The sequence below is a fragment of the Paenibacillus sp. DCT19 genome (genome assembly GCF_003268635.1).
Taxonomy (GTDB): domain Bacteria; phylum Bacillota; class Bacilli; order Paenibacillales; family Paenibacillaceae; genus Paenibacillus.
In genome coordinates this window covers 5,302,547-5,316,264 of sequence record NZ_CP029639.1, presented here as the reverse complement: position 1 = coordinate 5,316,264, position 13,718 = coordinate 5,302,547, and the positions used below count along the sequence as shown (strand labels likewise).

8 protein-coding genes are annotated in these 13,718 nt (G+C 47.9%); 5 read left to right on the top strand and 3 right to left on the bottom strand.

What is annotated here, in order from left to right; translation table 11 throughout:
• Nucleotides 1-242: 242 nt before the first annotated feature.
• Nucleotides 243-1,034 carry an archaetidylserine decarboxylase gene (gene asd / locus DMB88_RS24255; protein ID WP_128103402.1) on the bottom strand — a complete coding sequence of 264 codons (792 nt, stop codon included), beginning with the start codon at nt 1,032-1,034 and terminating at the stop codon, nt 243-245.
• 86 nt (nt 1,035-1,120) lie between these two features.
• On the bottom strand, nt 1,121-2,251 hold the full coding sequence (locus DMB88_RS24250; RefSeq protein WP_128103401.1) for a YheC/YheD family endospore coat-associated protein: 1,131 nt from the start codon (nt 2,249-2,251) through the stop codon (nt 1,121-1,123).
• A 279-nt stretch (nt 2,252-2,530) separates the two neighbouring features.
• Here DMB88_RS24250 and DMB88_RS24245 point away from each other — a divergent pair, with 279 nt between their 5' ends.
• The gene (locus DMB88_RS24245) at nt 2,531-7,474 is read left to right on the top strand and encodes a WIAG-tail domain (protein ID WP_128103400.1); all 4,944 of its coding nucleotides are present in this window, start codon (nt 2,531-2,533) and stop codon (nt 7,472-7,474) included.
• A gap of 220 nt (nt 7,475-7,694) precedes the next feature.
• Here the strand turns inward: DMB88_RS24245 and DMB88_RS24240 are convergent, their stop codons facing one another.
• Entirely contained in the window at nt 7,695-9,260 is a 1,566-nt protein-coding gene (locus tag DMB88_RS24240) for a M4 family metallopeptidase (protein ID WP_128103399.1), read from the bottom strand.
• A gap of 733 nt (nt 9,261-9,993) precedes the next feature.
• Between DMB88_RS24240 and DMB88_RS24235 the strand changes: the two genes are divergently transcribed.
• From DMB88_RS24235 to DMB88_RS24220, 4 genes are all read left to right on the top strand, one after another.
• Nucleotides 9,994-10,878 carry a glycosyltransferase family 2 protein gene (locus DMB88_RS24235; RefSeq protein ID WP_254438329.1) on the top strand — a complete coding sequence of 295 codons (885 nt, stop codon included), beginning with the start codon at nt 9,994-9,996 and terminating at the stop codon, nt 10,876-10,878.
• A 167-nt stretch (nt 10,879-11,045) separates the two neighbouring features.
• Nucleotides 11,046-12,125 carry a glycosyltransferase gene (locus DMB88_RS24230; protein WP_254438328.1) on the top strand — a complete coding sequence of 360 codons (1,080 nt, stop codon included), beginning with the start codon at nt 11,046-11,048 and terminating at the stop codon, nt 12,123-12,125.
• Complete coding sequence (locus DMB88_RS24225) at nt 12,125-12,898, top strand: glycosyltransferase family 2 protein (protein ID WP_128103398.1); 774 nt, start codon at nt 12,125-12,127, stop codon at nt 12,896-12,898. The genes DMB88_RS24230 and DMB88_RS24225 overlap by 1 nt, the downstream gene beginning before the upstream one ends.
• Nucleotides 12,895-13,626 carry a sugar phosphate nucleotidyltransferase gene (locus DMB88_RS24220; protein WP_128103397.1) on the top strand — a complete coding sequence of 244 codons (732 nt, stop codon included), beginning with the start codon at nt 12,895-12,897 and terminating at the stop codon, nt 13,624-13,626. Before DMB88_RS24225 ends, DMB88_RS24220 begins: the two co-directional genes overlap by 4 nt.
• The last annotated feature ends 92 nt before the right edge of the window (nt 13,627-13,718 follow it).

Genomic DNA, 13,718 nt, shown 5'->3' with positions numbered 1-13,718 from the left:
ATTTTCCGGAACCGTCTGCGTCGGTCGAAACCCGCAGATGAGTTGCAGGACGTATGGTTTTGAAGAGATATCAGTCGATCAATGATTACGAAGTGAGGCTTCGTAATGCTTGTATACATGAAGTGTAACAGGTGTATCATGATAGCATGATACACAGATCAATCTAAAAAGGATGGCGGAGTCCCTGAATACAGGTGTTCCGCCATCCTTTTTAATTGTGCATGAGAGCTGCCTCAAAGTTATCAGTGAATTGGTTTCAGGCGGCCGAGCAATGTTCCCATTTTGACGGAATCTCCTGGCTGTAGACCAGGCGTAGGTTCGAACGTACCACTTTGCGTTAGGAGAACCACCGTAGAACCGAATTCAAAATAGGCTAGATCATCACCTTGTGCCCATGTGCTGGTATCCGCATCAGCATACTGAATACTGCTCACATTCATCGCACCGACCTTAACCACAGCTACCTCTCCATAATCATGGGCGATGTACGTAATCAGTCGTTCGTTGCGACTCAGCACCGATCTCATATGTGTCAGACCAAAATCATTCACGGGATAAACTTTCCCCTTGATATGTTCACTCTCAATCCTGCGTCCGCTCACAGGTGCATGAATGCGGTGATAGTCGCGAGGGCTGAGATAAAGGACGAAGGCATAGCCGTGTTTGTATTTCTCCAGATGTGGTGAGTGGTTCAACAATTCAGCAAGTGTATAGTTTTGTCCCTTAACATTCAGGAGTGTGCCTGCGGATATTGGACCCGCTGCCGTAATTTTGGCATCCACTGGGCTAATTAGCGCATGCTCCGATAGGTCTAGTGGGCGCATGCCTGGTTTTAATTTGCGAGTAAAAAAATCATTCAGTGAACGGTATTCCTTCCAGTCTTTCTCTGCTTCCTGAACAGGGATGTCGTAGGTTCGGACAAAATAAGGAATAAATGCCTTGCTTCCTCTGCTCTTGGAGAAGGCTCCCACAGTTCGCGAGATCCATTTGCGAGAAGAAAGCTCAGTCATTAACCGTAACAGCGTTTTTGCCATGAATATCCCCCTTAGGGTTAGTGCGAACATCAAGGCCGGTAGGACCCGGCCGTTCTGCATAATATTGACACATAATGCCTCCGAAATCAATACGGGTACTTACGGTACGTCTGTGGTTGTCTAGGGATACGCGAATTCTGCTCCAGTAGAAGACGCCCGTATGCCATCGGTTCGTGATAACTTGCCCTCCATTGTTCCAGCAGACCGGCTTTACGGAAACCGTAACGCTGATCCCGTCCATTGCATTCAATAAAATAAATCTGTCCATCGCGGGCAATGCCCAGATCAAGACCTAAATCTGCAAGATGGGGTAGGCTAGCTGCCAGCGTTTTGGCGATGCGTAGCGAGACCAGACGGATTCTGGATTCAAGTTGTGCGAGCTCAGAACTATTCATATCAGAACCAAACACCTCGGCCAGTCTCATGACCTTGCCGCCTTGTGCGATATTGGTGACAAAGGTATGTGTTGGAGCGGCCTTGGCGAATAATCCAGTCACCTCCCATAATCCATCCATTCCACGTTGCACTGAAACACGCAGATCCACGGGTCTGCCTTCATAACGTATGAGAGGAATGCGTTCTTCGATGAGGTATGCATACCGGAAAATTCTGCGGAGAATCGCCGAGGGCAGCTGCCCCTTCGTTAATCGAAAGGTGGCCCAGCCTTTGCGAGAAGCTCTCGTTTCACGCGTTAATTTCCAATGCCCGTCTTGCTTGAATATTCGGATAATGCCATGCCCAATACTTCCGCTACATGGCTTAATGATCAAATCATTATACTGCTCCATCATATCGGTTAACGATTCAGGTGTGGCTCTCACGGCATGAGGCAGATGCTCTCTCAGTAAAGGTTCCTGACGGAGCATGTCGTGAATGTGATCCTTCCTGTAACGATTACGAACGTTATATACCTGAATACCTTGCAAAAGTAAGGTAGTAACTTGATGCTGTTCTGCTCTGCGGAGTTGAAGCGCACGGTTATGAATGACTGTGGGCAAGGGCATTTTTTGTCGAACATATCCCTCTTCTTTTTTTACATAGGCTATACAGGTTTTGGTGTTGAAATCGATATCTTCCAGCCGCAAAAAACAAGGGATCAATCCGTGGCAGGCTGCTGCCTGCTCATAATTGGCGAGTGATTCCTGGCCGGTTCTTCCGGCCGGTATCCCTCGGTACATGCGTGAATCGAACATAATGCCGATCGTCTCTTGTGGCATGACCGCTCCTCCTTCAAAGTTATCAAGGCACTAGTTCGTCCGTTCATGGCATACCCGTACTTATACGATATCGTATGACATTTTTGCTCAGAGGGCATGGACAGCCGCCTTTTTCGATGTCACCGTACGTAGCCTATTTCACTGTAGGGGGTTCATCCCATCCGTTCTTGCTTGTACATGATGGATTCTTTATGGATAAAAGTCCGGATTATAAGTGGCAGATGCCTAGATTGAAGCATATGATGCCGGAGACGAACGTGAGAGGAAGGAGCAAGCTGCATGAGTAAAAGAGGCAAAAAGAAGGTTCTTACGCCGAAACTGCGGCATGTGAGCCCGAAGTTTAAGGAATTGGAACTGACGGATCGCCGTATCGGCTCGATTAAATCGGATCCGTTCTTGCACAAGGAAGAACGGCTGGAGACACATGTACCAGCTTCTAAAGCTATTGAGAATCAGACACCTGTAGAATCTTCTTCGGAATCGACGAATCATACTGCAGATGCAACAAACGCGGAAGAGCCCATCAAGCCAGAAGCAGTACGATCTGAACCAGAAGCAGTACAATCTGAAGCACCAGCAGTGAAACCAGAGCCAAAAGTGGCAAGCGAACCAGAGTTGTCTACGCCTGTGGTCGTGGATGAACCCAAGAAAATCCAAGTAAGTAGTGTGGCACCCAGTGTTCTAGAAGAGCCGAAGGAAATCACGAGTCAGGATCGCCGATATATCTTGAATCAGAATCAGATGCCAGGCTCAACGGGAGCATATATCTATACGGATGACCTAAGTGAGTATGCGGTAACAGAGAGTAGGCTTGCGCCGTTCTCGGTGGATGCATCCAAAATGAAGCCCGGAGCTGTTGGTAGCGAAGCGTTACAGGACTATGCGGTGACTAGCATTCATATCGCAGATGGTGCGATTGTGTCTGCTAAACTGGCTGAAGCTTCCGTATCAGAGGAACATTTAATTGATGGCTCAGTATCTGGCTACAAAATACGTAATGCTTCTGTTGGCGGCGAGAAAATAAGAGATGGCAGCATCACATCACAAAAGCTTGGCAATCAGGTTATTGATGCCGCCAAAATTGCAGATGGTTCAATTGGCACAAGGCACCTTAGTCGCATGCTCGTTACGGAGGACTTAATCAAAAACCAAGCCGTTACTGGAGATAAAATTGCCATCAGCGGTGTAGATACTCGCCACCTGACAGGTGGGGCTGTGCATACATCCAAATTAGCGGACGAAGCAGTGACCACAGCTAAAATTCGTGAGGGAGCGGTCACCAGCAGTAAGCTTGAAGAACAATCGGTGGAATCTCGTCACATTCAGTCAGGTGCGATTAAACAGACTCATCTGGCGGAAGGGGCAATCAATCGTTCCCAGCTCGCGGCGGGTAGCATTGGAAGTGAGCAGATTGAAGACGGTGCAATTGAAGCAAGACATTTGGCTGAAGGCTCGCTGAGCGGAAGACATTTGGTAGACGGAGCAATAGGATCCAATCAGCTTCGGACGGCTGCTGTAGGCAGAGAACAGATCGGTACGGGCGAAGTGACCAATGAACATCTGGTGGATGGCGCCGTAACCAGCAGTAAATTGGCTGATCAATCTGTAGGGACAGCGAAACTACTGGAACAGTCAATTACAGCTTCCAAGATTGCGGATCAGAGTATTGTTGCTTCCAAAATTGCAGATGAGGCAGTACATGGCAAGCATATCGCCAAAGGTTCTGTTCGTGCAGAGCATATTGCCAACCGAGGCATATCGCCTGTGCATGTGGATAATGCAGCGATCCATTCCATCCATATTGCGAGTGGGAGCATTGAGGCTACGCATTTAGCCACAGACAGTGTGTCTGCAGATGCAATTGCACCCGGAGCTGTCTCCACACAGCATCTGACGGAGTCTGCCGTAGGTACGTATGAACTGCAGGATGGTGCGGTAACAGACGCGAAGCTTGCGGATGAAAGTATAACGGAAGAAAAACTAGGCTCAGCATCGATCAGTAGCAGAGCCATTGCTCCAGGAAGTGTATCATCATCACATCTTGCACATGGCGGAGTGACGGGGGCTCATCTTTCGCCAGGAAGCGTTGGTTCAGATGCTCTTCGACCTTATGCGGTGAAGTCGGAGCACCTAACCGAGCATGCTGTAGGGGTACCCCATCTGCAGCCTGGAAGTGTGCAAACGGATGCCATATCTCGTGGCGCGGTTACCACCGATAAATTGGCTCCGGGAAGTGTGACTTCCGGCCAGATCGCTGGAGGTAGTATTTTCCCGCCACATCTCACAGATCATTCAGTGACTTCACCGAAATTGTCACCAGAGAGTGTTGCCACAGATAAATTAGCAGATCTGGCTGTGACTTCAGCCAAACTCGCAGATGGTAGCGTCACGTCCAGTAAAATCATGGCTGAGAGTATTACAGCTAAGCATATCCCTGCAGGAACGCTTCGTGGTTATCATCTGAAGCAGCACTCCGTTTCACTGGAGCACTTGGCAGATGAGATTCGGTCCCCAGAGTTATTTGCAGATGGAAGTATTACAGGTAATAAATTGCGTCCAGGTTCGATTAATGCAGAACATCTCGTTGCAGATTCCGTATCTTCGAACACATTACAGCACGAGTCAGTGAGCAGTGAGCATCTGCAGCCATCCGCAGTAACATCCATTCATCTGGCTGATGGCATCATCAAGTCTGATCATCTGAGCAATCAGGTTATTCATTCACATCATCTGAAGGCAGACAGTGTTCATGGGGAACATATTAATGAGCAGGCCATTACTTCCCATCATATCCTCCCCGGCTCCGTTCAGACGGATCATCTGGCACCGTTATCTGTGACAGAGGCGCACCTGCAACCGGGCTTGATCAGTGGATTGCACTTGAAAGCAGATTCAATCAGCACTGTTCAGCTTCAGCAAGGAGCGGTACAATCACGCCATATTAACGATGGAGCAATCTTCGCCCATCATATCCACGAACGGAGCATTGGTACATCTCATCTGGAAGAAGAATCCGTCAGTTCTATTATTTTGCAAGAAGAATCCGTGACTCGCTCTAAGCTGGCAAGTGGCAGTGTGGATGGCAGTAAACTGGTGCAGGGAGCAGTATCCGGTGCACATCTGTCTGAAGAGAGCGTGCAGTCAGTTCATATTCAAGATGGGGCTATCCAAGCAGGTCATATCCAGCACGGAGCTATTCAAGCGGATCATATCGAAGCGCAAAGCATTAACGCAGATCATATTCAGGATGGAGCCATTCAAGCGGATCATATCCAATCACAAAGCATCAACGCAGAACACATTCAAGAGCAGAGTATTCAGGCGTCTCATCTGGAAGTGGGAAGTGTAACAACAGAGGCTTTGCAGAGCGGATCCGTGACGCTGGATAAACTCGCTGAGGGCAGTGTGGATGGCAGCAAATTGTTACAGGGAGCAGTATCTGGTGTGCATCTGTCTGAAGAGAGCGTACAATCAGCTCATATTCAAGGCGGGGCTATCCAGACAGATCACATTCAAGCGCAAAGCATCGATGCAGCCCATATTCAGGACGGAGCCATTCAAACAGATCATATCCAAGCGCAAAGCGTCAACGCAGATCACATTCAAGTACAGAGCATCAACGGAGATCATATTCAAGCACAGAGTATTCAGGCGTCTCATTTGGAAGTGGGGAGCGTAACAGCAGAGGCTTTACAGAGTGGATCCGTGACGTTGGATAAACTTGCTGAGGGCAGTGTGGATAGCAGCAAACTGGTGCAGGGAGCAGTATCTGGTGCACACCTGTCTGGAGAGAGCGTACAATCAGCTCATATTCAAGGCGGGGCTGTTCTGGCAGATCATATCCAGCACGGAGCTATTCAAGCGAACCACATCGAAGCGGAAAGCATCGATGCAGCCCATATTCAGGACGGAGCCATTCAAGCCGGTCATATCCAAGGGCAAAGCATTAACGCAGATCATATTCAAGCACAGAGTATCTATGGAGAACACATTCAAGAGCGGAGCATTCACGCTTCTCATTTGGAAGTGGGGAGCGTAACAACAGAAGCTTTACAGAGTGGATCCGTGACGTTGGGTAAACTTGCTGAAGGTAGTGTGGATGGTAGCAAACTGGTGCAAGGAGCAGTATCTGGTGCACACCTGTCTGAAGAGAGCGTACAATCAGCTCATATTCAGGGCGGAGCTATTCAAGCGGATCATATCGAAGCGCAAAGCATCGACGCAACCCATATTCAGGACGGAGCCATACAAGCAGATCATATCCAAGCACAAAGCATCAACACAGCTCACATTCAAGATGGAGCTATCACAGCAGAGAAATTTGCGGATGGTGCCATTAACGGAAGCAAGCTCAGTGAGCAGAGCATCACATCTCGTCATTTAAATGAAGGGATTGTGAATGCTTCACATTTAAGTGAGGATATCTGGACTGCAATTCGTCAGGTGAGTGGAGAAACGCTGGAACAGCTTGAGGCCACAAAAAGGCAGGAAGCACCTGCAAATGTAGAAGAAGATCAATTGAATCCACTCGACCCCATTAATCCAATCAACCAGTCTAACTTCTCGGATCATCTGGATCTGGTTAACCAGCTCAGTTTACTGAACGAGTCGGATCATCAGACACAACTCACATTAGCAGATCAACAACAGCAACTTACACAATTGGAAGAACAAACTGTGGCACATGCCGAGGCAATCCAGTTCCTTCAGACATCTGTTCAAGAATGGAAGGAACAATCGGTTATAGAACCAAAGACTGAAATATTGAGGGACGAATGGACTCCAACAGCGGGGGAAGCGTCAGATGTAACCGAGGCAAGTAGCAGCAATGATACGTTCCAGCTCAATGAACAGTCCGTTCAACAAGAGCATTTGTGTGACAATATTGTGGGTAGCGAGCAGTTACAAGCAGGCGCGGTTCAGCCTCAGCATCTATCATTCCAACCTGTACGTAGTGTCAGCCGTCAACTGGTTGTGCAACAATTCGGTATGGAGGCATTCATCTTGCCTGAGAATGAAGAATGCGTAGAGGTGACGGTTGCATTTGAAGAGTCATTTGCATCAGAGCATTATGTTATTGTTGCGATGAGCAATGATCGTGGATTTCAGGTATCTCTGCTATCTCAAAGTGAGGATGAGGCAGTGCTGGAGGTTTCGCGTGCGGTAGGCTGCAAGCATACGTATGGTTTGTTGTCATGGATCGCTGCGGGACCTTCCCTATAAGAGGTTGACTAAAACGTCTGCTTTTGATACGAAATATACTTCATCCCATCTTCCTAGTACTGAAAATTGCCTTTGTTGAACATGTACTATATATATTTCTACATTATAACAAGCAAAAGCGGTTCCCGGATTTGTCCAGGACACCGCTTTTGTTCATCATTAGGGTTGATCCGTTCGGACAGTGAGGGGTGTCGGAACGTTCACCACAGTTAGAGATTAATTATAGTCCTACAGCCTGATAGGCTTTGGTAATCGCTGTTGCTTCAGTCGAATTAGCGCCGTACAGATCTTTGGCTGCTTGAATTGTTGCTGTTTTGGCAGCGGCAAACTTGGACGTTGGTGTCAAATAATTCACAAGTGTACTGTAGAAAATTTTCACCGCTTTGTCACGTCCGATTCCAGTTACCGTTACACCATTATGAGTACCGCCTTGTGCTGCGAGATAATAAGCTTTATTGATGATTCCGCTATTAATATGAACACCACCATTATCCTGTGAACCGATGTAACGATCGCTGTACTTATCAGGTTGTCCATACAAGGTAGGATTAGAGAGGGAGCGTAATGCATCGCCCGGAATGTTAGGCGTGTATATGGCATCTCCAAGCAACCAGTTTTTACTTTCGATGGTGTTCCCCATAATATCAGCAAAAGCTTCATTCAATGCACCAGGTTCATTCCGGTATTCGAGATCTGCTGTGTATTCAATGACACCATGAGTTAATTCATGTCCTACCACATCGAGATCACCAGATAGGGAAGTGAAGGTTGTACCGTCTCCATCACCAAATACAATTTGCACACCGTTCCAGAAAGCATTGTTATAGTTGGAGCCGTAATGCACGGTTGATTTAATGATTAAGCCATTACCATCGATTCCGTTGCGGTTGAACTTGTTTTTGTAAAAGTCATAGGTGGCAGCAGCATATGCATGTGCATCTACTCCTGCGCGGTCTGTCCAGACATTGTCTGAATCGGTGAGCAAGGTACCTGGCAGTGAGGAACGATTATTGGCCGTATACGTCTCAATGCCTCGACCACGGGTCGTATCTTTTAATTGGAATGTGCTTCCCGATTGAGTAGTGGTTAGGGTTTTGGTGTCACCAAGGACACCTGTACCTGTTCCTGTGGCAAAGTTAATGAGGTCAAACTGAGATACGATGCTGCCATCGACGGCATTAATGAAATATTTTGTCCGCAGCGGGGCAGGTTCAAGTACATTGACTTCGGTAATGTATACAAGGTAGGTTTGACCATCCTCTTCATGGTGATAGATGTTCAATTCAGCTTGTGGGTCTTTTTGGGCTTCGCCCAGCTCGCCAATGCGGGAAGTGGCTTCTTCAGAGGCAATACGAATGGCATCTTCAGCACTGATCTCAGCCACACCGTCGTTCGGGATGGATTGCTCTTCAACAGGAGGAAGATCGCCAAGCGCGGAGGAAACGGCTCCTGTTTTGTCCAAATGAATCGTTTGCTCTGCACCGTAGACCGGAATTCCCTTAATGTATTGCTTCAAACGGAAGTGTCTTATGCCAGAGGTGTCCGTGGTTCTTTTTATAATTTTGAGCTGGGACGTTACGTCCGAATTCAGGAATTGTTCTTGTTGCCCAAGGTAATTGAAGATGGTTTCGTCGGAGCCGCTGTTCAAAGGAATCCCCTCCTCAGATACGTATGGCGTTTGCAACGGAATGGATTGATCTGACAACGGAGCTGCTCCTGCAGAAGATACGGAAGCGAGCAAAAGTGCTCCTCCAAGAATTGTTGGCATAACTTTGGCAAATTTCATAGTAAACGCTCCATTCATTCAATTTTTTGGGGGAAGCATATCATGCCATTCTTGGGTGGAGTTCCGACTGCGACGTGGGCAGCGCGGAGCGTGGGGCTAATCCTGAAGCGTGGAATGTTACACAGACGGTTATAAGTCAATCGTTCGGACAGCTTGTCTCATACCAGATTAGCAAGGTCACTGTTTCCGATCCGGTCGCTTGCTCAATATCGTCTATTGCCTTTCCTCTTTCGGATGCCAGGGGGTGTTGTCTACTTGCGAAGCAGAAGAAGTCTTACGCAGCCGGGGTGTTCCTACCAGGTTCGCGTAACCGGGAATTGGGTTGTATATCGTGAACGGCATCCCTCCTCTCAAGTGATGTAAGCAATGAATTGAAACGCACTTAAGAATTGTCCTAAGGTTAATTAACAGACGTGAAAAGTTCGATTAGGAACTTATGTTCTGTATAAGGATTTTTTTGTAAGTTAAAGGCTTGAACGTATAGTATCACAATGTAAAAGTTTGGAAAAGAAGAATTTTTAGTTTTTGCCCAAAATTATGTCTAAAGTAGGGGATAAGCAACCTTTTACCAATAATTTGACGGAATTTGTCTGGAAGAGACGGAGTGAAAGCGGATTTTGCTGGGAGAAGTGCACGTCAATCAAGGACAAACGCCGTTTCCACTTCTCCACGAATACATAGAATAACGTGTACTCCCTTGCATGCTGATGATTTTCACTGGGAGGTGATATGGTTGCAAAACCGCCGTAGTATAGCTCGGACTGGTGCCAAACCAAGCTCCAAACGAAGTAGGACACAGCAGCAGAGACAGCGATTGAAATCGATACGTAGAAAAGGTACAAAGACCTATAGGTATGTCATTCCAGCTATGGAGCGATCAGAGCACAGCCCATTGCTTTCGGTCATTATTCCGGCAATGAACGAAGAGAAAACGATAGGCAAGGTGGTTCGTTTCGCTCGGCGTATATGCCGGAATTCGGAAGTCATTGTAGTGGTCAACGGCTCAACAGATGGTACGGCTAGAGCTGCAAGAGCGGCAGGTGCACGTGTAATCAGTTATACAGAGGCTCTGGGTCATGACGGTGGTCGGCGAGCAGGTGCGATGGTGGCTCGTGGCAACATATTATTATTCACAGATGCAGACATTCCGATCTCTCCAGAGCAGCTAGCGCCTTATGTGCAAGCGATTATGGATGGAACAGACGTCGCTCTGAACGACTATAACGGTCCAATTACACGAAACCCTATACATCCGGTGGTGGAAGCCAAACATGTGCTGAATAGTATGTTAACGAGACCGGATCTGCAGGGAGCCTCGATGACAGCCATTCCACATGCGATAAGTCGTAAGGCTCTTGAGGTTATAGGTGCTGGATGTTTGGAGATTCCTCCACTGGCACAGGCCAAAGCAGTGGTCGGTGGATTGCAGGTACGTGCAGTGCACCATGTGCCTGTAGGTAGAATGAACGCAGTCCGGTTACGCAAACGAAGAAGCGCCGATCTATTAAGCCAAGTGATCTTGACTGATCATCTAACGGCGATCAAATGGATAACGGATACACTTGGTTCCCGTGGCGGACATTCCGATCTGGAGCGGGTACGTAGCCTGGCGAGGTGAGCATTTTGCAAGCATTCACAAAGGGCTTCCAGGCACCGCGCGATAGAGCATGAGGTGTGTTCATCTTTATCCTTTGATGGACGGCAGCTTGGAAAATATCTGTGCTCTAAAGTTATGGTGTTCGGAAGTTTGTAGGTTGAATGATGCAATATGCTGGAGGTGACAACATGAAAGCCCGTGTCGTTGGCGTTCGCCATCAGCGAACACTAAAAAGAGGTATGCGAGCAAGGCGAGGGCAATTGTTGAAGAAACAAACCACGAAGCAGGAAACGAATCGAGCGGTGTTCCAGCAGTCATGGCAATGCGGTGAACAAGCGGGGCGGCATGGCTCGGGGAATATGGATTCCATGGAGCAACAGGCACATCTTGCTTGGCGCGAATGCTGGCCTACTTTATCCGAGCGGTTGGATCATTATGAGGATGTTATGCAGGCAGGGAAGGCATTTATGCAGGGGTATTCCCGTTCGGCTGGACGGTCACTGAATATTGTACCTGTGCATCTTCATCGTACTGCGGCGGCTGTAGTCAGTGCCTGTAACGAAGAGGGCACGTTGGCACAAGTGATCGTACAACTCAAACGGCTTCCTCTGACAGAAATCGTTGTTGTATTGAACGGAACAACCGACCAAAGTCTGGAGCAGGTGCTTGCCCATTCAAGAGTGACCCTTGTCTATGAGCCGAATCGTGCAGGTCATGATGTTGGTCGTGCAATGGGTGCTAAGGTAACGACAGCAGAAACCGTTCTGTTTGTGGATGGGGATATGGTCATTCCTGCTGAGCAATTGGCGCCTTTTCTATATGCAGTTGATCGCGGAGACGATGTGGCACTCAACGATCTCTCCTCCTTATTGCCTGCATTCGCACGCCAAGATGAGGTTACTCGTATGAAGGCATATCTCAATCGCACATTGGGTAGAGCCGATCTTCAATCGAATTCTCTTACGGCTGTGCCCCATGCGTTATCTCGGCGTATGATTCAGGCAGTGAATCCGGAGTCTCTCGTTGTTCCGCCTAAAGCGCAAGCTCTGGCAATCCAACATGGATTAAGAGTAAGGGCACCTAGCCAGGTGGACGTCATTCGTTCCAATCGTCTTCGTTCCACCAATGTAGGTAGCGGCAATTCAGTTGCTAAACTCATTATTGGAGATCATCTTGAAGCGATTGCCGAATGGCTGAATGTAGTAGGTAAAGAGGTGCTGGAACCCACGTTATCCCGCAGTGAAGTGGCTTACAGGAGGAACACCTGATGACTTGTACGAGTATCATCATTCCAACCTATAACGGATTAGATCTATTGCAATCCTGCATTGCGTCGATCCGTCAATATACAGGTGAAAATACCCCTTACGAGATTGTCGTTGTGGATAACGGTTCTACAGATGGTACGGCCGCTTATTGCGCCAAGGAACGTCTAAGATTTGTCCGGTTGCCTGAAAATCGTGGATTCCCTGCTGCCTGCAATGCAGGGCTACGTGTAGCTATTGGAGATGAGCTTCTCCTTTTGAATAATGACGTTACGGTGACCTCTTGCTGGCTCGAAAATTTACGAACTGCGCTCTATAGTGATGAGCAGGTTGGAATTACTGGGCCTGTCACCAATTACGCCAGCGGAATTCAACAGGTTAAGGTGGATTTTCACAGCATGGAGCATTTTCAGGAGCTGGCGAGAGAGAACAATGTAAGCGACCCTGAGAAATGGATAGAGGTTAAACGGATCGTTGGGTTATGTATGCTTATTCGGAGACGCGTACTCGATTCCATTGGCTTGCTTGACGAGGCGTATTCGCCGGGACATTATGAGGATGATGATTATTGTTATCGCGCCCGGGTCAAGGGCTTTCGTTTACGGGTATGCGGCGATGTTCTCGTTCATCATCAAGGTAGTGCAAGTTTTCTGAAGACGGATCCGGATACATGGAAACAGTTACTGGAGCGTAATCGCTCTATTTTCATCAACAAATGGCAGGTCGATCCTCTTGAATATATTGAGACATCCGATGAAGGAGGCAACGTGAAATGAAAGGTGTTATTCTTGCTGGCGGAACAGGAACAAGACTGTACCCTCTGACGCGGCTGATCAACAAGCATCTGCTTCCAGTCGGTAAACATCCGATGATTGTATATGGAATCGACAGGCTCCGTCAGGCGGGGATTGAAGATATTTTGATCGTGATGGGCAAACAGTCGGCCGGTCTATATACCGATTTTTTGGGTGGCGGGGCAGAGCTGGGTGTTCGTTTGACTTATCGGATCCAGGAGAAAGCAGGCGGCATTGCAGAAGCTTTGGATTTGGCAAGGTCTTTTATCCTTCCGGGAGAACGATTTGTTGTGCTGTTGGGTGACAACTTGTTCAGTGATGATCTGAAACCTTATGTTGATCGCTATGTACAGCAACCTGAAGGAACAGCTCGTGTGTTGTTAAAGGGAGTGGATGACGCCAGACGGTATGGAGTACCGGAATTTGATCCCCAGCACCCAGAACGTATTACGCATATTGAGGAAAAACCAAGTCATCCAAAGACATCCTACTGTGTGACCGGAATTTATATGTACGATGATCATGTGTTCAACCTCATCGGTAGCATTGCACCTTCTGCCCGTGGAGAGCTTGAAATCACTGATGTAAATAATCATTATGCAGCGGCAGGTGGGCTGGAGTACGATATTTTGCAAAAATATTGGAGCGATGCTGGTACGTTTGAATCTCTACAGGAAGCGTCCGTTCGAATGAAAGGCCAACTGCCGTAAAATGATTTTCATATGCTGCTGTGCGGTGCCCTATGGAAGAGCAGATGATCCTGCGCCGATGCTGAGGAGCAGTGGCACTCCTAACGAAGATC

What these genes read in the sequence shown, in the direction of transcription:
- asd (WP_128103402.1), bottom strand. Translation starts at nt 1,034, where the DNA reads ATGGCAAAAACGCTGTTACGGTTAATGACTGAGCTTTCTTCTCGCAAA.
- DMB88_RS24250 (WP_128103401.1), bottom strand. Translation starts at nt 2,251, where the DNA reads ATGCCACAAGAGACGATCGGCATTATGTTCGATTCACGCATGTACCGA.
- DMB88_RS24245 (WP_128103400.1), top strand. Translation starts at nt 2,531, where the DNA reads ATGAGTAAAAGAGGCAAAAAGAAGGTTCTTACGCCGAAACTGCGGCAT.
- DMB88_RS24240 (WP_128103399.1), bottom strand. Translation starts at nt 9,260, where the DNA reads ATGAAATTTGCCAAAGTTATGCCAACAATTCTTGGAGGAGCACTTTTG.
- DMB88_RS24230 (WP_254438328.1), top strand. Translation starts at nt 11,046, where the DNA reads ATGAAAGCCCGTGTCGTTGGCGTTCGCCATCAGCGAACACTAAAAAGA.
- DMB88_RS24225 (WP_128103398.1), top strand. Translation starts at nt 12,125, where the DNA reads ATGACTTGTACGAGTATCATCATTCCAACCTATAACGGATTAGATCTA.
- DMB88_RS24220 (WP_128103397.1), top strand. Translation starts at nt 12,895, where the DNA reads ATGAAAGGTGTTATTCTTGCTGGCGGAACAGGAACAAGACTGTACCCT.